The sequence below is a fragment of the Desulfosarcina cetonica JCM 12296 genome (assembly GCF_001311845.1).
Taxonomy (GTDB): domain Bacteria; phylum Desulfobacterota; class Desulfobacteria; order Desulfobacterales; family Desulfosarcinaceae; genus Desulfosarcina; species Desulfosarcina cetonica.
Genome location: NZ_BBCC01000041.1, coordinates 1 through 20,154 on the forward strand (window position 1 = coordinate 1; position 20,154 = coordinate 20,154).

20 protein-coding genes and 1 pseudogene are annotated in these 20,154 nt (G+C 54.0%); 13 read left to right on the top strand and 8 right to left on the bottom strand.

Translation table 11 applies throughout. The features are described from left to right. The 4 genes and pseudogenes from JCM12296_RS39790 to JCM12296_RS44245 all read left to right on the top strand — a co-directional run. A pseudogene (locus tag JCM12296_RS39790) lies at nt 1–280 on the top strand (hypothetical protein); the annotation flags it as partial. Beyond that, nucleotides 265–1,152, top strand: coding sequence for a phosphate ABC transporter permease PstA (pstA, locus tag JCM12296_RS11620; protein WP_054692943.1), 888 nt, complete (start codon nt 265–267; stop codon nt 1,150–1,152). The pseudogene JCM12296_RS39790 and the gene pstA, both read left to right, overlap by 16 nt. Nucleotides 1,153–1,165: 13 nt before the next feature. After that, the gene (locus JCM12296_RS11625; RefSeq protein ID WP_246804175.1) at nt 1,166–1,681 is read left to right on the top strand and encodes a phosphate ABC transporter ATP-binding protein; all 516 of its coding nucleotides are present in this window, start codon (nt 1,166–1,168) and stop codon (nt 1,679–1,681) included. After that, a complete protein-coding gene (locus JCM12296_RS44245; RefSeq protein ID WP_246804176.1) occupies nt 1,675–1,872 on the top strand; it encodes a P-loop NTPase family protein in 198 nt (65 codons plus the stop codon). The genes JCM12296_RS11625 and JCM12296_RS44245 overlap by 7 nt, the downstream gene beginning before the upstream one ends. 54 nt (nt 1,873–1,926) lie before the next feature. On the opposite strand, the gene JCM12296_RS11630 is transcribed toward JCM12296_RS44245, so the two are convergent. From JCM12296_RS11630 to JCM12296_RS11660, 7 genes are all read right to left on the bottom strand, one after another. Next, nucleotides 1,927–2,568: a cyclophilin-like fold protein gene (locus JCM12296_RS11630; RefSeq protein ID WP_083456079.1), complete on the bottom strand. Its 642-nt coding sequence runs from the start codon at nt 2,566–2,568 to the stop codon at nt 1,927–1,929. Nucleotides 2,569–2,592: 24 nt separating this feature from the next. Then, a complete protein-coding gene (locus JCM12296_RS11635) occupies nt 2,593–3,246 on the bottom strand; it encodes a carboxymuconolactone decarboxylase family protein (RefSeq protein WP_213183332.1) in 654 nt (217 codons plus the stop codon). A gap of 111 nt (nt 3,247–3,357) precedes the next feature. Continuing rightward, nucleotides 3,358–4,437 carry a Gfo/Idh/MocA family protein gene (locus tag JCM12296_RS11640; protein ID WP_054692945.1) on the bottom strand — a complete coding sequence of 360 codons (1,080 nt, stop codon included), beginning with the start codon at nt 4,435–4,437 and terminating at the stop codon, nt 3,358–3,360. 94 nt (nt 4,438–4,531) lie between these two features. After that, nucleotides 4,532–5,698, bottom strand: coding sequence for an iron-containing alcohol dehydrogenase (locus tag JCM12296_RS11645; RefSeq protein ID WP_054692948.1), 1,167 nt, complete (start codon nt 5,696–5,698; stop codon nt 4,532–4,534). A gap of 14 nt (nt 5,699–5,712) precedes the next feature. After that, a complete protein-coding gene (locus tag JCM12296_RS11650) occupies nt 5,713–6,567 on the bottom strand; it encodes an aldo/keto reductase (RefSeq protein WP_054692951.1) in 855 nt (284 codons plus the stop codon). Between the two features lie 55 nt (nt 6,568–6,622). Next, nucleotides 6,623–7,021 carry a (R)-mandelonitrile lyase gene (locus tag JCM12296_RS11655; protein WP_054692952.1) on the bottom strand — a complete coding sequence of 133 codons (399 nt, stop codon included), beginning with the start codon at nt 7,019–7,021 and terminating at the stop codon, nt 6,623–6,625. Nucleotides 7,022–7,078: 57 nt separating this feature from the next. Further along, nucleotides 7,079–7,537: a flavodoxin gene (locus JCM12296_RS11660; protein ID WP_083456080.1), complete on the bottom strand. Its 459-nt coding sequence runs from the start codon at nt 7,535–7,537 to the stop codon at nt 7,079–7,081. Between the two features lie 518 nt (nt 7,538–8,055). On the opposite strand from JCM12296_RS11660, the gene JCM12296_RS41730 reads away from it, so the two are divergent. After that, nucleotides 8,056–8,469: an AraC family transcriptional regulator gene (locus JCM12296_RS41730; protein ID WP_218188056.1), complete on the top strand. Its 414-nt coding sequence runs from the start codon at nt 8,056–8,058 to the stop codon at nt 8,467–8,469. A 77-nt stretch (nt 8,470–8,546) separates the two neighbouring features. Then, nucleotides 8,547–8,849, top strand: a complete 303-nt coding sequence (locus JCM12296_RS41735; protein WP_218188057.1) for a helix-turn-helix domain-containing protein — start codon at nt 8,547–8,549, stop codon at nt 8,847–8,849. Between the two features lie 41 nt (nt 8,850–8,890). On the opposite strand, the gene JCM12296_RS11670 is transcribed toward JCM12296_RS41735, so the two are convergent. Beyond that, nucleotides 8,891–10,438 carry a sigma-54-dependent Fis family transcriptional regulator gene (locus tag JCM12296_RS11670; protein ID WP_054692953.1) on the bottom strand — a complete coding sequence of 516 codons (1,548 nt, stop codon included), beginning with the start codon at nt 10,436–10,438 and terminating at the stop codon, nt 8,891–8,893. 194 nt (nt 10,439–10,632) lie between these two features. Here JCM12296_RS11670 and JCM12296_RS11675 point away from each other — a divergent pair, with 194 nt between their 5' ends. The 7 genes from JCM12296_RS11675 (at nt 10,633) to JCM12296_RS44250 (ending at nt 20,119) form a co-directional block, all read left to right on the top strand. Further along, nucleotides 10,633–11,265, top strand: coding sequence for an FMN-dependent NADH-azoreductase (locus tag JCM12296_RS11675; protein WP_054692954.1), 633 nt, complete (start codon nt 10,633–10,635; stop codon nt 11,263–11,265). Nucleotides 11,266–11,497: 232 nt separating this feature from the next. Beyond that, complete coding sequence (locus tag JCM12296_RS11680) at nt 11,498–13,663, top strand: molybdopterin-containing oxidoreductase family protein (RefSeq protein ID WP_218188058.1); 2,166 nt, start codon at nt 11,498–11,500, stop codon at nt 13,661–13,663. Nucleotides 13,664–13,700: 37 nt separating this feature from the next. Continuing rightward, on the top strand, nt 13,701–14,546 hold the full coding sequence (locus JCM12296_RS11685) for a DUF169 domain-containing protein (RefSeq protein WP_054692957.1): 846 nt from the start codon (nt 13,701–13,703) through the stop codon (nt 14,544–14,546). Nucleotides 14,547–15,405: 859 nt separating this feature from the next. Beyond that, the gene (locus JCM12296_RS11690; RefSeq protein WP_213183336.1) at nt 15,406–15,996 is read left to right on the top strand and encodes a PDC sensor domain-containing protein; all 591 of its coding nucleotides are present in this window, start codon (nt 15,406–15,408) and stop codon (nt 15,994–15,996) included. Between the two features lie 17 nt (nt 15,997–16,013). Beyond that, on the top strand, nt 16,014–16,469 hold the full coding sequence (locus JCM12296_RS11695; RefSeq protein ID WP_054692960.1) for an MCP four helix bundle domain-containing protein: 456 nt from the start codon (nt 16,014–16,016) through the stop codon (nt 16,467–16,469). Further along, the gene (locus JCM12296_RS11700) at nt 16,454–17,701 is read left to right on the top strand and encodes a methyl-accepting chemotaxis protein (RefSeq protein WP_054692963.1); all 1,248 of its coding nucleotides are present in this window, start codon (nt 16,454–16,456) and stop codon (nt 17,699–17,701) included. The genes JCM12296_RS11695 and JCM12296_RS11700 overlap by 16 nt, the downstream gene beginning before the upstream one ends. Before the next feature lie 282 nt (nt 17,702–17,983). Then, the gene (locus tag JCM12296_RS44250) at nt 17,984–20,119 is read left to right on the top strand and encodes a hydantoinase/oxoprolinase family protein (protein WP_054692966.1); all 2,136 of its coding nucleotides are present in this window, start codon (nt 17,984–17,986) and stop codon (nt 20,117–20,119) included. Nucleotides 20,120–20,154: the final 35 nt, after the last annotated feature.

Sequence of the window (20,154 nt, forward strand, 5' to 3'; positions counted from 1 at the left end):
GGTCAGCGGTGTTGTCCTGGCCACGGGCAGGGCGGTCGGCGACACCCTGATCGCCCTGATGGTGGCAGGCAATGCCGCCGCCATGCCGGAAGCCCTGACCGATCCGGCGCGCACGCTCACCGCCCACATCGCCCTGGTGGTGGCCGCCGATTTTGACAGTCTGGAGTTCCGCACCCTGTTTGCCTGCGGCATGATCCTCTATCTGTGCACGACGCTGATGGTCATCCTGACCCGGCGGATCGGCGCTGTTTCGGACCCCCGACGATGGCAAGGCGCCTGACAAGCATCGTCATCGCCGTTTGGGCCTGGCTCAGCGGCGCGGTTCTGATCCTCAGCGTGGTCAGCCTCCTGGGCTACGTGCTCGTCAACGGTGCGGGCAGTCTTTCGTTACACCTCTTTTTCGGCGACACCGCCCCCATCGATGCCCTGCTGCTGCGCCGGCAGGTGTTCGACGGCATTTTCCCGGCCATGGTGGGCACCCTGACCCTGGTCGGATTCGCCATCGTCATCGCCGTTCCCGTGGGTCTGGGCGCCGGCATCTACATGGCCGAGTTCGCCACACCGCGCATCAAATCGATCTTCGGGCTCTTCTTCGACATCCTGGCCGGCATCCCCTCCATTCTGGTGGGTCTTTTCGGCTTCAGCGTGGCGGTTTTTCTCCATCAGCACCTGTCGGACCGCATCACCCCGTGCCTGTTGATATCGGCGCTTTCCCTGGCGTTCCTGGTGCTGCCCTACCTGATTCGCACCACCCAGACGGCGCTGGAAGCCCTTCCCCGGCAGATCCGCATCACCGCGCCGGCCTTGGGCGCCTCGCGCCTGCAGACCATCGGCTACGTGCTGCTGCCCCAGGCGCTTTCCGGAATCCTCAGCGGCATCATTCTCTCCATCGGCCGCTGCGCCGAGGATACGGCCGTGATCATGCTGACCGGCGTGGTGGCCACCGCCGGGATTCCCAAATCCCTTTTGGGCAACTACGAAGCCCTGCCCTTTTTCATCTATACGGTCTCCGCCCAGTATGCCGATCAGGCCGAGCTGATGCGCGGATACGGCGCGGCCATCGTCCTTCTGGCCATTTGCGCCCTCCTGTTCACCCTGGCCACGGTTATCCGCCACCGCCTGGCCGACCATCTGCTCTACGGAACCCGGTAGGAAAGAGGCGTCCATGTCCACCCCCCGCACCCCGAAAATCAAGGTCCGCGATCTGTCTTTCGCCTATGGCAACCGGATGGTGCTGCGAGATCTCTCCCTGGATGTGCCGGAATACCGCATTACCGCCGTGGTCGGTGCCTCGGGCCAGGGGAAATCCACCCTGCTGATGGTCTTCAACCGTTTATGGGAAGACATTCCCCACGCCCGATTGACGGGGTCCGTCAATATCCGGCTGAATGGGCACGAGCGCGACATCTACCACCGGTCCCTGGCCCTGCCCGATCTGCGCCGCCAGGTGGGCATGGTTTTTCAAACGCCCAACCCGCTGCCCATGAGCATCTACAAGAATGTGGCCTTTCCCCTGAAGCTGGCCGGCGGGCTGACCCGCGCGCAAATACAGGCGGCCGTCGAGAAGGCGCTTAAGCAGGCTTTTTTGTGGGATGAGGTCCGGCACCGGCTGAACGACGATGCCCGCCAGCTTTCCGGCGGACAGCAGCAGCGCCTTTGCATGGCCCGCGCCTGGTGCTGAATCCGGAAGTCCTGCTGCTGGACGAACCCACCTCCTCGCTGGATGCCGCGGCCACCGAAACCATTGAACGGCTGATCATGGATCTGAAACAAACCTGCACCATCGTGATGGTCTCCCACGACCGCGCCCAGGTCGAACGCGTGGCCGATGGGTGGGTGACGTTGGTGGATGGGCGGGTTGCGGGAAGATAGGAGGAGGGAGTGGAGACATGCTCACATGCCGTAGTTTTCAGGTATTACAGCTCCCTATCTGGCAGCACCTTTCTCAATCCGTATCGTACCCGACATCCCTTGGATAGACTCGCTCCCGGATACGGCATTTCCAAGTTCATATAACCCTGCGGCGGAGCCGAAACGGCCAAAAAACATCACGACGTCTCCCCAAGGGGCATAGTAGGCAAGCGTTCCTGCCTGGGCATCCGCTTGCGGGGTATCGGCGGTGTTCAGTTTCTTCGGTGGATAGAAGATTTTTTCGTTGTCGCTGTAATTTTTCACGGTGACGCTCAGTGGGAGTTGGGCATACAGATCCCTTGCTGCCGGACTGCCGTTTAGTTCGAAAACCGTAGTTTTGCCATTTGCCTTCACGCTTATTTGCATGGCTGTTTTGGTTTCCGATGCATTCGGTTCATTCTTTTCAATTCTTGCGCGGCCTGACATTTCTGCGATCTCCTCGATTCCGGTTAAATTGATACCCAAGCGGTGCATTTCGTCACCGGCATAGAAATCGCGGTCAGCCCGATCCACTTGCGGCAGTCTGCCGAATCGGGGTTGGCTGAAAACGGCACGGGCGCCCAACGCGAGGCAGACGGCGATCACAAGAAGGCCACACAATGTGGTATACAATTGCTTCCGCAGGGTAGTTTTTGAAAAAGGCGATAGATATCTCATTTCTGATTCCCAAAATGGAGAAAACTATTTCCTGTTGTTCAGCATTTCGGTCAATATCTTTTGGGCGCCATCGGCCTGATTTTCTCCGACGGTGGTTCTAATCACGGAAATGAAATCTTTCATCTGCATTTCGGTCAATCCGGTATTCATTGCGGCTCCAAGATGGAAACCAAGTTGCCCGCCGGTACCCGTCATATTGGCGAGGGCGGCGATGGTAGCCAGTTCCCTGTCTTGGTGGCTGATCACATCACGAACAAAGATATCGGCAAAGAGGTGTTCCTTCAGGAACGTATCAATGGCTGGTGAGAACAGCTGCCACCGGGTGCCGGAAATGTCTGTTTCCCGTCCGGCAAGCATTGCTCGAACCTTTGCGCCATATTTATCCTTGTCCAAGTCAGACGGAACGGGACTGGCCTCTTGGCCCACAACATCCTCGATGCCTTTTGCCTTGCGCTCGTCCAACACGCCCATAAATGCGGAAAGAGCGTTCAGGCTACGGGGAAATCCCGTATAGGCATACAGGTGTACCAGGACTTCCTTGATTTCATTAACGGTCAGGCCGCCATCCAGTCCCTGGTCCAAAGCAGGGGTAAGCCGGTTGATGTCTCCATCGGCGGTAAACGCTGCGATGGGAATGATGCTTTGTTGTCTCTGGTTCAATCCGTGACGTTTTTCCATGTTCTCACCCTCCGAACCGATTGCCAAGGCAGGCAGAAACAGGCCGGTCATGATCAAAAGGGAAAAAATAGTTGCTTTCATAGCTTGCCTCTTCACTTATCTTTTTATTTTTCATATCCGTGCGGATTGCTCTATGGCGTCGATCAATTCATGCAGGGCGACAGCATCTTGGAAGGTAGGGGCGGTCTGAGTTCCGTTGCAGATATCTTCAAACAGTCGTGAATAGATGCGCCCCACATTTCTGGCACCGGCAAAGTCCGGCCAGCCGTCATAGGCGGAAGATTCCGGCATCAGCGGTACCATTTCGGTTGCGTCGCCGCGAGCGCCCCGCACCGTTAGCTGAGTCATCTGGGCATGTCCAGACTCGCCGGTTACCTGGATATCGCCCTCAGAGCCGTTGATCTCCCACAAAAGATTGGTTCCGCGTGATACGCCGCCGCGGTAGTGGACGGACAGTGCCGCTCCGCTGGCCAATGCCCCATGGACCATAATCTGGTCGGGGGCTGTTTTCTGCCTGGTTTCACCGGTGCCGGTAATTTTTACGGTATCAAAACGGCTGACAAAGCGTGCGGATAACGGACCGAAGTCGCCCAGCACATCACGCATGGCCGCTAGGGTATGGGCCAGAGGGATGGTCTGCATTGTCGCCCCGTTCTTTTCATCGAACAGGTAATAAAGCTCGTCGGTGGTCTCTCCGGCCCAGTTTCCGCCCGAGCCGACCAGCGTCGTGGAAAGCACCTTTCCGACAAATCCGTCTGCGATGAGTTGGCGCAGATGTTCGATTTCCAGTGCCGTGCGCGCCTGGTTGCCGACAACGGCAACCACACTTTTTTCCTCGGCTAGTCTTGCCATCTTACGGGCTTCAGCAAGGCCATTGCCCAAAGGCCACTCACAATAAACATGTTTGCCCGCTTCTAGTGCTGCCGTGACCAGTTCCAGGTGATGCGGAACCTTCACCGTTACGGTAACGAGATCGACTTTTTTAGAATGAACCAGTTCGTCGACAGATTCAAACGCATAAGGCAGTCCCAGTGCCTCGGCAGTTCGTCGGGCGCTTTCGGGTGTACTGTTGGCAACGCCGACAATGGTATATTTATCGCTCAGCGACTTCAGTGCTGGAACATGGGCCGTGGCCGCCCAGTGACTATCCGGATTAAGGCCGATGAATCCGACGCGAATGATTTTTTCCATGATCTAAACTCCCTTTGGTTTGGATTGTCCTACCATCCGGCAACCCTGGAGGGAGAAGGGCGGCAGGATAAACCTGCAACCCCTCGTGTGGGCTTTAGAAACATTCTTTCAGGATTTCCAGTATCTCTTCCGACGTAAGCTTTTTATATCCACCGTCCAGGATAAATGTAGACTCGGCAATCTTTGGCAGCATATCTTCAGTCGCGCCAAGCGCTTTAAGTGACGTCACGATGCCGCACTCTTTACAGAACGCCTCGAGCGCATCGATTCCCTCTTTTGCCAATTCTTCTTTTGACTTACCGTCCGCGGCGATTTGCCACACGTCCACCGCAAAACGTGCGAACTTGTCGATTCCGTGTGGAGACACGTGTCTGTAATAGGGCAGGGAAATCGCGGCAAGTCCCATACCGTGGGCACAGTCCGTGTAGGCGCCGAGCTGGTGCTCAATCATGTGAACCTGCCAGTCCTGGGTTTTTGAAAGTCCAGTCATCGTATTCAATGCGAGGGTTGCATTCCACATGATGTTGCTGCGGGCTTCATAATCCTCAGGATCTTTTAACGCGGCCCGGGCATTGTCAATTGAAGAGCGGAGCAGGGCCTCGATAAGATAATCCGTTGTATTGGCGTCATCACCCGTGAAGTACTGCTCCATTAAGTGGGACATGGTATCGAAGATGCCGCTTAGCATCTGGTACTGGGACACGGTGTATGTGTATTCAGGATTCAGAATGGAAAATTTGGGGTATACATCCGCCGGAAAAACCCTGCCGGCCTTGATTTTCGTCTCTTCATGGGTAATCACCGAGCCGCCGTTCATCTCGGAGCCTGTGCCGACCATGGTCAGGATGGATGCCACGGGAACGGTTTTATTGGACACCGCCTGGGATTCAAGCCAGTATTTTTTAAACGGATCCTCGTCGCAATAAGCCGATACACTGATCCCCTTGGCACAATCGATGACGGAACCGCCGCCAACAGCCAGAATAAGATCCACATCATTGGCCCGCACCAGTTCACAGCCTTCCTGCATCTTTCTGTATGTGGGGTTGGGCATAACCCCTGAAAGCTCAACCACTTTCTTGCCCGCGTCCTTTAAGATGGCGATGACGTTGTCATATATCCCGTTTTTCTTGATCGCTGTCTTTCCGTAAACCAAAAGGACGGTTTCTCCGTAATTTAGCAACTCTCCTTTAAGATGGTTTAAGGATTCTTTTCCAAAATGAATGGTCGTCGGATTATGGTATGTAAAATCAAATAACATGATCGTCTCCTTTTTTATCTGTATACAGGGAACACGCTGGACTCGCCATAGTCCTTGATTCGTTCAATGTTTTTCAACAGTTCCATATCCTCTTCGGAGATAGCGAAATTCACGTCCGCGTTGTCTTTCATATGGTCCGGGTTTGCGGTTTTGGGCAAGGGAAGAAGATCAAGCTGCAACGTATAACGAATGCACAGCCGTGGCACGGAAACGCCATATTTTTTCGCCATTTCCGCCAATTCCTCGTTTTTCAACAACTCTCCGTGTCCAACCGGGGAATAGGCCTCCACAAGCATGCCTTTCTCTTGAGAATATTGAATGAGCGCTTTCGGTGTATTGCTTACATGCGCCAGGATCTGATTTGCCATTGGCGTGACGGAGCAGGACGCAAGAATGTTATCAATGTCTGGTTTTTGAAAGTTGGAAAGACCGATGGCGCGGAGCTTTCCTGCTTGATATGCTTCTTCAAGGGCTCTCCACGCGTCACGGTTTCCCTCAAAAAACCGCTCTTTCTCACCAAATTTCGCCCATGGTTGCGGACTGTGAATGAGCATCATGTCGATATAATCGAATCCCATTGTTTTAAGCGACATATCGATAGCTGCCACGGCCTCTTTATATGACTTTATTTCCGCTGCGAGCTTGGTGGTCACGAACAGGTTCTCTCTTTTCACGCCACACGCCCTGATGCCTTCTCCAACACCGCTTTCATTGCTGTATGCCTGAGCTGTATCAATATGCCGATAACCGATTTTCACGGCATCCTTTACCGCCTGTCCGGCAATGTCATTACTTATAAGCCATGTTCCAAGACCTAGTTTGGGAATATCGATTCCATTGGGCAGCGTATATTTTTCTTCTGTAATCATCAGTGATACCTCCTTTTTAACACCTTCCAATAACCCGTCATTTATTGGTTTGACATTAACTGCCGTATTGCTCGTCGCTGACATGCTCCAGCCAATCGACATTTTTGCCGTCAAGTGCTTCCTGGATGGCAATGTGGGTCATGGCCGTGTTGGGTGCTGCGCCGTGCCAGTGTTTCTCTCCCGCCGGGAACCAGACCACGTCTCCAGGACGAATCTCTTCGATCGGTCCGCCTTCCCGTTGTACCCGGCCGCATCCTGCGGTTACAATCAATGTCTGGCCGATGGGGTGGGTATGCCAGGCCGTGCGTGCGCCCGGTTCAAAGGTGACGCTGGCGCCGGTTGCACGGGCCGGCTCGTCCGCCGTAAGAAATAAGGGGTCAATGCGGACGGTCCCGGTAAACCAGTCAGCCGGTCCTTTTACAGAAGCCTGTGTGCCGTTGCGTTTGATATCCATGTTGGCTTTCCTTTCGTGGGTGAAAAATTTATTGGCGAGACCGCAATCCTATGGAACTCAACCAGGAAGCAATCTGCGTCGCGGTTTCAGGTCCTCCGCTGTTGTATGCGCCGAAGCCTTTGTGACTGTCGCGTCCGGGCACATCTTGGCGATGTCCTCTTCAAAAGAACCGACGCCGCCGCCACCGTGGGTGTGGAAAGGGACCACGGTCTTTCCATTCAAGTCGAAGCGTTCGATAAATGTGGCCACCGGCGGTGCCATGGTATGCCACCAGATCGGAGTGCCTATAAACGCAATTGTATACGAAGTGATGTTCGGCATGGATTGCAGCTCCGGCCGGAAGACTGCCTCTATTTCCTTCTTTGCCTGTGCCACCGCAGCCCTGTAGTCGGTGGTGTAAGGCTGGGCAGGTTCAATCTCAAACAACCGTCCACCCGTCTCGCGCTCGATCCGTCGAGCAATGTTTCTGGTGTTTCCGGACCAGGAATAATAGGCGATAAGAATATTGTTTTTCATCTTCGGCGTTTCCTTCTTTATTTAATCGAAACCAACCAACGTGGTGTCACTTGCTGTTTAATTTATACACGAGGTCATCAGAACGCAGATAGCCAGATCGTCTTTGATAATTGCCTGTTTGTCCAAAACCTTGGCAAGCGCATTGACCTACATAAAGAAAAATGTTTTAAAATCAGCTCGAATTTGGCATTCGGGCATAGATTTAACAGACTTAATATATACATAATAATGATATTTGAAATATATGGTCGCCTGAGTTATACCGCCATCACGAAAAGCGTTTGTTGCCCGATAATGCACTGTTTTGTATCGCATCTATTGAAAAACAACCCTTGATTCTGTTATCGTCAACAAAATCAAGAACAAGGAGGTTGCCGTATGGATGGGAAAAATGGTGTTCCGGTGGAGACGGTTGAAGAATTAGAAACCGCAACCCAGGCACTGGCAAAGCGTATCGCCAGATGGACCGGAAATGAAAACCAGATCGATACGGCAATCCCGGGCCTCGGACTTCACCGATGGGACGCGCCCACAGAGCCGACAAGCTATACGCTAAACGCGAGCATCTGCTAATCGCCCAAGGTACGAAACGGGTGCTTTTAGGAGAGGAAACCTATGTTTACGACGCGACCAGTTTCCTAATTTCATCTGTCGACCTGCCTGTTGTGGCAAACATTGTCGAGGCGACCAAGAAAAAGCCTTACCTGGGTTTGGTGTTGGAGCTCGATCTGCGGGAGATATCCCAGTTGATGGTAGACAGCGGTCTTCCGTTGACCCGTTCCCGGCAGGCTCAGAAGGGAATGGCGGTAGGCAAACTTTCGCTCCCCTTGCTCAACACATTCCAGCGCCTGATGGATTTGCTTGACGAGAATGAGACCATCAAGATTCTCGCCCCACTGGTTAAAAGGGAAATTTTTTCCGTCTGCTTTTGACGAATCAAGGGCCGCGCCTTCAACAGATTGTGGCTTCAGGGAGTCACAGCCATCAGATCTCAAGGGCTATCGATTGGTTGAAACACAACTATACCCAGCCCCTTCGTATCAACGAATTGGCAGCTCACTCCGGAATGAGCAAGTCTGCATTTCATAATCAATTCAAGGCAATGACATCCATGACGCCGTTACAGTTCCAAAAAAGATTGCGTTTGAATGAGGCCAGAAGGTTGATGCTTACAGAGAACCTGGATGCGTTAGCGGCGACATTCGAGGTCGGTTATGAGAGCCCCTCTCAGTTCAGTCGTGAATACAGCCGTTTATTTGGGGCGCCACCGTTGCGCGATATTAAGAATTTACGTCAGGCGACCATTGCGTAAAAAGAATTGGGTTTCGCAATGGATCGTTGAACAAAACCGCTTTACGGAAGTACTTTCCGTGAAACCCACTTGCTATCTTCCTTTTTCATACCGAGTTTCTGCATTCTGCTTCTGAGCGTGCAGGGATTTATACCAAGGAACTGGGCAGCGCCTCCTGGGCCATGAATCTTCCCTTTCGTAACGGCCAAAACTTTTCCAATGTGCAGCGCCATGGCCTCGTCAAGTTTTACTGGCTCCGGAAGTTCTGGGTCCTGGGGCGAACGAGGTTTCATCCTTCCCGGTTCTGGTAACAGCGACCTGAACTCAAGCACATCGTCCTTAAACAGGATGATCTCACGCTCAACCACGTTCTGGAGCTCACGGACATTTCCGGGCCAATCATATTTCACCAGCCTGTCCAGTGCCCCCGGAGCAATGGCCGGAGGTCTCAGCAACCCCAACTCTTGACTTTTTGATCGAACGAATCGGCGCGTCAGCGCGGGGATATCTTCACGCCGCTGTCTCAAGGGGGGAATGAATATTGGAAACAGATTCAATCTGAACCATAGGTCCTCACGGAACTTGTTATCCTGGATCATCTGTTCAAGGTTTCTGTGCGTTGCGGCGATCACCCGAATATCCAAAGCGATACTTTTTGACCCGCCAACCCTTTCAACCTCTCTGTTTTGCAAAATGCGCAGCAGCCGTACTTGGGCCTGGAGGGGAAGCTCGCCGATTTCATCAAGAAAAATGGTTCCTCCGTTTGCCCTTTCAAACCTGCCACGCCTTTTTGCATCTGCCCCCGTAAAAGCCCCCTTCTCATGCCCAAAAAGCTCACTATCGACAAGAGAATCCGGAATCGCCCCGCAATTAACTTTGATAAAGGGGTTTTCTTTTCGAGTTGATATTGCATGGATGGCATTGGCGACAACTTCCTTCCCGACGCCGGTCTCACCGAGTAAAAGGATCGTGGTGTTTAGCGGGGCAACTTGCCGTACCATTTCCATGACGTTACGCAGTCCGCTACCTTCCCCAATAATCTCACTCTTAAATCCGAGGGAGAGTTCCTTTTGAAGGAAGGATTTGTCGTCAAGGAGTGTATCCCGGTATTGGAGAAGCTCTTCATGTGCAAGCGCGTTGGAAAGTGACATCGCAAAAGGTTCTACCACCGTTCCTATCAGGTTCACATGTCTTTTTTCAAATTTATCATTTCCATATGACCTTAGGATGAGCACGCCGACCTTTCTCTCCTCAATGCATAAAGGAACGACGAGGTCCGTGTTTCCCTCGCGTTTGACCAGTGGTGCCATGATCCGACTGATGGGTGTTTCCGTTGATTGCGTCAACACAAATGGTCCCGAGAGCGTCGTGACCCAATCCCAAACCGTCTCGGGAAGCGGAACGATTTCATCCACGGTCTCTCCGGAGGCTGAAACGTGGGCAATCCTTCTTAACGCACCTAATTGATGATCGTGAATGTCCAGGAAGAGTTCGTCCAGCGGGAAGTATTGCCGTAAATATTCATAGCATCGCACAAAAGCGACCTTGATATCGAGGCTGCTACAGATTCGCAGGGTAATCTCCCGGAAAAAATCCTTGTGATTCGTCATTCTTCAACTCTTCGTAATGATATTTCATAAATAATACAAGAAAATATGAAATATCACAATATAAAATGGATATTTCACAATAGGCATCTCAATACTTGTTCAACATACTGTTATCACATACATATTATTATTTGGCACACTCCTCGCTTAAAACTAAATCAAGACCCAAAATACACGTTACAACGGAGGAAATTATGGCGAGCTTGTTATACATTACCTGCAACCTCAAACCCGTCGAACAATCTCGCAGCCTGACAGTGGCAAAAGCATTTCTCGACACCTACCTGCAGTATCATCCAAACGACCGGATCGATTTTGTCGACGTTTATCGCGACCCCGTCCAGCGGATAGACATGGATGTGCTTAGCGGATGGCAAAAACTACAGGAAGGAATTGATTTCGCAGCCCTTACAGAGCACGAACAGAGGAAAATCCTGAACATTAACAGCACGGCCGAGCAATTCGCCGACGCCGACAAATATGCCTTTGTAACACCGATGTGGAACCTCAACTTCCCGGCAGAGTTGAAGATGTACCTGGATACCGTCTGTGTCCTAGGAAAGACGTTTATCTACACCGAAAACGGGCCGGTCGGTTTGTTGGGTGGAAAGGGTAAAAAATGCCTGCACATCCACTCAAGCGGCGGTTTCCATTACGGGAAGGCTGAGGATCACTCGGTGCCTTACCTGAAAGCGCTGATGAATTTCATGGGAATCGATTTATTTCAGGCCGTCGTCATCGAGGGCGTGGATGCAATTCCCCACATGGCGACTGAATTTGTCAAAAAAGCATGCGATGAGTGTCATCGTATAGCAACGACATTTTAGAATCCACAATATAAAAAAGACGTTAAGCATGCCCGACATTCACCTGTAAATATCCGCTAAGCGTTTTATAAACGCCTATGGTAGGATATCAATCTAATTATACATTGGTTATTAAATACAGTTCATTCATTTGGACAGCCACTTGGACTAGCATTAAATATAATGGCCGTGAACGATAAAACGATTGTCGATGACAACAGGAGGCAAAAATGACTGAAATCAGAAAAAGCTATTGTGGCTTTGCCATCCGCGCTGCGGCACCCTGCTGCACATTGAAGATGGCAGGATCGTCAAAGTAACGGGGGATCCCAATCACCCGGTCACCCGGGGCGTTATCTGCGAGCGGGGACGGCTGATGCCGGATCATGTCCATCACCCCCAGCGCCTGAACTATCCTTTGAAACGGAAGGGCCAAAAAGGTGGCGGACAATGGCAGCGGCTGACATGGGAACAGGCCCTGGACGAGGTAGCAGAAAAACTGTCCGGGCTTAAAGACCGTTACGGTGCCGAAACCCTGGCCTTCACCCACGGGACCAAGCGGACCTACCACTGGGACTGCCGCAGGTTCTTCAACCTGTTCGGCTCACCCAACACCTGCGGGGTGAACAACGTCTGCATGTGCCCGAGCTATGCCACCGAATACGCCACTTACGGCGGCATGATCATGCCCGGTCATATCGGGGCATCCTGTATTGTCCTCTGGGGCGCCAATCCGGTCAACTCCGATCCCGTCGGTCTTTATGCCGAGCTGGTCCGTGCCAAAAAGCAGGGTGCCCAACTGATCGTGGTTGAACCCAGGCGCACAAAAGAGGCTGAAATGGCGGACCTCTGGCTTCAGATCCGGCCTGGCACGGATGTGGCCCTCATGCTGGGCTGGATCCGCCTGATCATCGAGGAGGATCTGTACGACAAAGACTTTGTGAACAACTGGACCGTCGGCTTTGAGGAGCTGAAAACCGCAGCGGCAGACTATGTCCCTGAAAAGGTGGCTAAGATCACCGGCATCCCTGAAGAGTTGATCGCAAAGGCGGCCCGCATGTATGCCACCGCCAAGCCCGCCATCATCCCCTGGGGTTACGGCCTGGACAAACAGGGCGTCAACGCCACCCAGTGCGCCCGGGCCCGGGCGATCCTGCGGTCCATCACCGGAAACCTGGAAGTCCCGGGCGGGGAAAGCCTCAGCATGGCTGGGGACATCGGCAAAATCATCGACTGGGAAGCCCTCGAGATGAACGCGGCCATCCCCGCAAGCCAGCGGGTCAAGCAGCTTGGCGCCGATCTTTATCCCTTTTTCGGTTTTCCCGGCTGGGAGAAAAACCAGGCAGCCAACAAAAAACTGCCCGCAGGCTACCTGGCCGCCCCGGAGGCCTGGCACTCCAACCTGGCCCATGCCAGGGAGGTAGTAAACGCCATGATCACCGGCAAGCCCTATCCCGTGAAAGCCGCCATATCCCTTGCCAGCAATCCCCTGCTCTCCTTCCCCAATACCATGCAGGTGTTTGAGGGGTTAAAGTCCCTTGAGCTTTATGTGGTCATGGAATACTACCTGACCCCTTCGGCGGCCCTGGCCGATTACGTGTTCCCGGCCTCTTCCACCGTGGAGCAGCCGGAGCTCTGGCTGACCCGGGATTTCTGCATGCCCTGTCCCCAGGGAATCGAGCCCCTTTACGAGCGCCGCAACAGCTATGACTTCTACCGCGGCCTGGGCATCCGTCTCGGCCAGGAAGCGCACTGGCCCTGGGAAACGGTGGAACAGGTCTACGATTACTGCCTGGCGCCCATCGGACTGACGTTCAAAGCGTTTTGCGATCAGTACGGCATTTTCGGCGAACGGGAGTTCCGCCTATACGAAAAATACGGGTTCGGCACGCCTTCGGGCAAGGTGGAGCTTAAATCTTCGATTTTTGAGGAACTGAACCTGCCGCCCCTTCCGGTCTACCGCGAACCGGTATTAACGCCTGTGGGCAGTCCCGACCTGGCGAAGGAGTATCCCTTTGTTCTCATCACAGGGAGTCGCTTTATGCCCATGTATCATTCCGAGCAAAGGCAGATCGAAAAGGCTCGCAAGAAACATCCCGACCCCGTTGTCACGATCCATCCGTCCACTGCAGAAAAATTAAGCCTTGCCGCCGGCGACTGGGCCGTCATATCCACGCCTTCGGGGAAGATACGCCAGAAGGTCCGGATTTCGGATTCCATCCGGGAAGACATGGTCGACCTGCAGCACGGATGGTGGTTCCCGGAGAGCGAAGAGAAACTGCCGGAGCTTTTCCGGGTGTTTGAATCAAACGCCAATATCCTGTGTCCGGACGACCACGAGGTCTGCAGCCAGGAAACCGGGAGCTGGCCCCACTCCGCACTGCTGTGCCGTATTGAAAAGGAAACCGAAAGAACCTGAAATACGGTTAAATAGCCTCTATTAGGAGAAAAATACCATGACCATAACATCGATACTTGAAGACACCAAAAAATTTTTGGACCATCTCGGGTTGGACGAAGAGCCTTTTGGCGTGTATTACGATAACACCAAACCGGAAAATGCTTTCGGGCCAAAGCCCGGCCCCCGCATCTCGCGCGAGCTGGAAGAGCAGGGAAAGGTAGATATGCAAGAGGTTTTTAAGCATTTTTCCTGCGTCATCGGAAACATCTGGCGGGCGAGAAAAAAGCATCGTGCAGCCTTTATTTCTTCTGAAGAATATGGATGTCCAGGAGGTGTCTTCTACTGTTCCATGATGAAACCCAATGTTAGATTCATCGAGCATTATGTGACAACGGGTTTTAGCGGTACGCCCCTGCATGGCGAGCGTTTTTTGCCATCGCCAGAAGCCATGAGGAAATTCCTTGATAAGGTCAACCCTCGCAAAGCTCCTGCAAAATACTGTATCTTTAAACCGCTTTCCGCGTTCACCGACAGTAAAGAACCGGAGTTTGTCATCTTTTTCGCAAGGCCGGAAGTGTTGACCGGTCTTTTCATCCAAACGACGTTCACAACCGGAGATGTGGATTGTGTGGCCTCCCCTTTTGGGGCTGGATGTACGAACATCATCGCCTGGCCGCTCTTCTATAAGGAGCAAGGCATAGAGAAGGCTGTACTTGGCGGTTTTGATCCTTCAGCCAGGAAGTATTTGAAAACCGATGAGCTAACCTTTACGGTTCCCTGGTCTCTGTATAAAAAGATGTTAGCGGCCTTGCCGGAATCCATGTTCAACGTGGATGGAGAATGGACATCGGTACGCAAAAAGGTAATCCGCAGCGCAAAGGCCTGGGGAGAAAGCGATTAATCCATCCTTCAAAGATGAGAGGGGCCAAATTTGACGGATTCGTAAAAAGCCCAATATCGGCGTTACGCTTCATCCTTCGTCACTGCGGAGTACGCTCAGTACGCCTCATTCCTCAGGATTCGCAAGCCTTGATCTTGGGCTTTTTACGAATCCGTCGAAAATGCGACTTTTTACGAGTTCATCAAATTTATTGGAGGCTGAATGGATTGAATAAAGACATCCATTGAAAAACCAATCGGGTTAATCGGCCGACCACAATATTGGGTCGGCCGATCCTCTTTGGGCACCAAGAAGGGAGCCACCTAAACCCATCGACAGTGCGACATCACGTGATGAAAGCAGCCTATCAAAACACCCATCCGCAGCCGGTATCCATATAGTGGAAACGCCGGCGAGAAAGTCTAACAAAATCATCGGAAAATCGCCTTACAAAAAGCTTCTTGTCGCATAGCTCTGCGTTCCCAAACGTTCTACCAAATCAGACGTTGTCAGTCTATATGATGGGTGCTGCGAATGCTCCCATGTTTGTTTCATTTTGACTTCAGAATAGTAAGAATATGTCGATAACCTATGCCAGCGACAAAAAAGCATCCTATCAGCCAGTGGGCTGCATTTCGATTCAGACGACAGAACGGCGAGACCGGTTTTATTTTGTCCAAGGATGATGCGCTGCAGCAGGAAAGCGGCGTTCCCAAATGGCGAGCCCCGTTCAAGGAAGGATTGATGGCGGCGTAGAATAATTGCGGTGGCGACGGATTGGCCATAAGCAGCTCTCCCCGACGCACGGGGAAATGTCCCTGTTCAGACAGTCGCCCCCAGGCAGGGAATCAAAACAATAATAGATAAAGGAGATACCCAAGTGAAAAAAGTAGTCTTTCTGTTGATTGCCGGATTGATGGTCTTTGCCCCGATAGCCGTTGCGCTGGCCGAAGAAGCGCCTCAAAAGATCAAGGACCTGGCCCAAAACGAACTGGCCGGTTATGGAACCGACCCGGTCATCGTAAAGGCTGCCGCGGGTGAAAACGCGAAAGGCAAAACCTTGGACCAGATCAAACAACAAGACAACACATGGCAGAATACCGCCGGCATCGTTGACTTCATGAAAGCGCTCATGGAAAACGAATGTGGACAGCATCTGCGCGAGATCCAAGGATCGAAGCCCTATTTTGCCGAGATTTTCGTGATGGACAATCAGGGCGCCAACGTAGCCATGACGGACAAAACATCCGACTACTGGCAGGGTGATGAAGCCAAGTTCCAAAAAACCTTCAACGATGGTGCCGGGACGGTTTTCGTCGATGAAGTCAAATTCGATGAGAGTGCCCAGTCCTACCTTGTGCAGGTTTCGGTGCCGGTTGTAGACGGTGGAAAAGCGATAGGTGCCATTACCTTCGGCATCGATGTAGATAAGGTCGAGCAGATCCATCCTGCAACCAACAATCAGAAATGACGTGGAGAAACGCCCTCATGAAATGGCTCAACAACCTTAAGATCGGCTATAAGCTGGCCGTTGGATTCGCTTTGATGTTGCTGCTGATGGGAGGATTGGGTTTTACCGGATATAAAAACCTCAACCATATTGAAGGTAACCTGGAGGATATTTTCAGTATCAGGCTGCCCAGCATCGATTTATTATTGCAAGCCGACCGGGATTTGCAGCAGCTGCTGGTGGCAGAGCGTTCAATGATCTTTGCCAATGTCAATTCAGATGTTTTCAAACAATTGCTTGCCGATTACGAGGAAAACCTGAAGCAGTCCGAAGAGCGTTGGAATAAGTATAAAGAACTACCCGTCACCGCTGAAGAAATAAAGCTTATTGAGCAATACGACAAGGCCCGCGCCCAGTGGCTTGGCGTATCACGGCAAATCGTCGACGGCCGTGTCACCGACAGCGGGAAGGCCGCCGGTTGGCGTTGGATCTGACGCTGGGCGAAGCCATGCGGAACTTCGAAACCATGCGCGACAAACTGGACAAGTTGACGGAGCTGAACCAACACATCGCTGCATCCGAGAATGAATCCGCAAAAGCGACCTATCGCCGATCATTGCTGTGGATGATATCGATGCTGGGCATCGGGTTGGCAACAGGGATTTTGCTGGCCTTTTTTATCAGTCGATCCATCACCAAGCCAATCAACGCCGCTGTCGCGGGGCTCAAGGACATCGCCCAGGGTGAAGGCGACCTGACCATGCGCCTTTCGGCCGACACCAACGACGAGGTCGGCGATCTGGCCCGATGGTTCAACGTCTTCATCGAAAAGCTGCAGGGCATCATCAAGAATATCACCACAGGCATCGAGAAGCTCTCTTCGTCCTCGACAGAGCTGTCCGCCATTTCCGAAGAGATGACCCAGGGCATCCAGACGGTATCGGACAGCTCCGGCGCCGTGGCGGTCGCGGCCGAAGAGATGAACGCGAATATGAACAATGTGGCGGCGTCCATGGAGCAGTCAGCCATGAACACCAATATGGTGGCTGCCGCCTCCGAGGAAATGTCATCGACCATCGATGAGATCGCCAGCAATTCGGAAAAAGCCAGAGGCATCTCCGATGAGGCTGCTCGCAAGGCAGCCACGGCATCTGCCAACATGGAACAGTTGGGTACCGCGGCCCAATCCATCGGCAAAGTCATCGAAACCATCACCGAGATTTCCGAACAAGTGAACCTGCTGGCGCTGAACGCGACCATCGAGGCGGCACGCGCGGGTGAAGCGGGTAAAGGTTTTGCCGTGGTCGCCAATGAAATCAAAGAACTGGCCAAGCAGACTGCCGAAGCGACCCAGAGCATCAGGGCCGAAGTCGAAGGCATCCAGTGGACGACGACGACGACCGTCGATCAGATTTCGGAGATTACCCAGGTGATCGGCGACGTTAACAGCTTGGTCGGCAATATTGCCACGGCGGTGGAAGAGCAGTCTTCGTCAACCCGGGAAATCGCCACCAACGTCGCTCAGGTGTCCCAGGGCATCCAGGAAGTCAACAAGAATATCAACCAAAGCTCATCCGTCGCCGGTCAGATCTCCAAGGACGTCGCCAACACCAACGTGTCCATGAATGAAATGTCCACCAGCAGCGCCCAGGTCAACCTGAGCGCCCAGGAGCTCTCCACTCTCTCGGACTCGCTGAAAAAGATGGTGGACCAATTTAAGGCGTGAATCACCGGAGGCCGGTCACTTTTCCGACGGATTCGTATAGGGCGCCGTTTCTCCGGCTTTATGCGAATCCGTCAAACTCGTCGTTTAATCATTTCCCGCCATCCTTCTTCAAAAAGGGGGTGTAAGCCGCAACCCTATAAAATTCCGTCCCCCCTCCTGAGCCTCCCGCCGCCCACAGGATGATTGAACGAAACGTTTTCATGGGATATACCAAGCCTGAACAGGCGAATCATCAGCGCACGCGCTATCAAACCCAATTTATTTTCAATTCGTTGAAATCGTATGACCGATCCTCAAAAACTCCGTTTTTCCATCGACCGCGGCGGCACCTTTACCGACGTCTATGCCGAGGTACCCGGTGAACCCGGGTTCCGCATGGTCAAACTGCTCTCCGAAGATCCCCGGAACTACGCCGACGCCCCGCGCGAGGGCATCCGGCGCATCCTGGCCGAGGTGACCGGCATGGATATTCCCAAGGACCGCGTACCGGCCGAGATGATCGAGTGGATCCGCATGGGCACCACCGTGGCCACCAACGCCCTTTTGGAGCGCAAGGGGGCCCGCTGCGCCCTGTTGGTCACCCGGGGGTTTCGCGACATCCTGCAGATCGGCAACCAGGACCGGCCCGACATCTTCGACCTGGAGATCCGCAAGCCGGATCTGCTGTACGAAACCGTGGTCGAGGTGGATGAACGCGTGCGCACCCTGCGCGACGGGGAGGACGCGCCGGAGGGCGGGAAGGTGGTCCAAGGAATCACCGGTGAACGCCTGGTGGTGCTGGAAGCGCTGAATGAGGCGGCCCTTGTCCCCCAGCTGCAGGCCATTTTCGACCAGGGCATTCGCAGCCTGGCCGTGGTCTTCCTGCACGCCTATGCCTGGCCGGATCACGAGCAGGCCGTGGGTCGCCTGGCCCGGCAGATGGGATTCACCCAGGTATCCCTTTCATCAAGGGTCATGCCCATGGTCAAGCTGGTGGCCCGGGGTGATACCACCATGACCGATGCCTACCTCAACCCGCACATCCAGGCCTACCTGAACAGCTTTCGCGAGGGCTTCGACGACGCTCTCAAGGGGACGGACCTGCTCTTCATGCAGTCGGACGGCGGCCTGGCCCGGGCCGACGACTTTACCGGCAGCCGGGCGATCCTGTCGGGCCCGGCCGGCGGCGTGGTTGGTTACGCCATGACCACCTTCAAGGAGGCGACCCGCCAGCCAGTCATCGGTTTCGACATGGGTGGCACCTCCACCGATGTTTCCCGTTTCGGCGGCCAATACGAACGGGTATTCGAAACCGAGACCGCCGGCGTGCGCATTCAGGCCCCCCAGTTGCACATCAAAACCGTGGCCGCCGGCGGCGGCAGCCGGCTTTTCTTCGACAACGGCATGTTCCTGGTGGGCCCCGAATCGGCTGGCGCGCATCCCGGCCCGGTGTGCTACCGCAAAAACGGTTTTCCTGCCGTCACCGACGCCAACCTGATCCTCGGCCGGCTGCAACCCGACTACTTTCCCCATATTTTCGGCTCCACCGAAGATCAGCCCCTGGACATCACGGCGGCCCGCCGCGCCATGGAGGCCCAGACCCGCGAGATCAACGCCTTCTACAACTGCACGGGCAATAGCGCCATGACCGTGGAACAGGTGGCCATGGGTTTCATCCGCGTGGCCAATGAAACCATGGTGCGCCCCATCCGGGAAATCTCGGTTATGCGCGGCTTTGACATCAAGGAACACATCCTGGCCACCTTCGGCGGTGCCGGGGCCCAGCATGCCTGCGCCATCGCCCGCAGCTTGGGGATTTCAAGAATCTTCATCCACCGCTTTTCCGGGATCCTCTCGGCCTATGGCATCGGCATGGCCCACGTGGTGGCCGAACGCCAACAGCCGGCGGCCGTGATCTATGATCAAAGCGCCACCACAAAGCTGTTCGACCGTCTCAGCGCCCTGCAGATGGAGGCCTGCAAGCAGTTGACCGATCAGGGGTTCGCACCGCAAGCGATCCGCGTCATGCGCTACCTGAACATGCGCTACCACGGGACGGACACGGCCCTGATGATCGCCGAACCCGCCGACGGCGACTTTGCGGCCGCCTTCAAGGCCGCCTACCGCCGCGAATTCGGATTCGACCTGACCGACCGCGATATCCATGTGGATGACCTGCGGGTGCGCGCCCGGGGCGAGGCCGCCGGCCTGCGCAAAATCCCCATTGAAACGGCTGATGCGCCAGCCACGCCGGTGGACCGCAAGCCCTGCTATTTCGAAGATGGCTGGCGTGAAACCGCCATCTTTCGCATGGGTGACCTCAAGGCCGACCACGCCATCGACGGCCCGGCGATCATCATCCAGGACACGGCCACCATCGTGATCGAACCCGGCTGCCGGGCCACCATCAGCCCCATGGCGACGTGGAAATCACCGTAGGCGAAAGCACGGCCGACCGCCTCGGCACCCGGGTG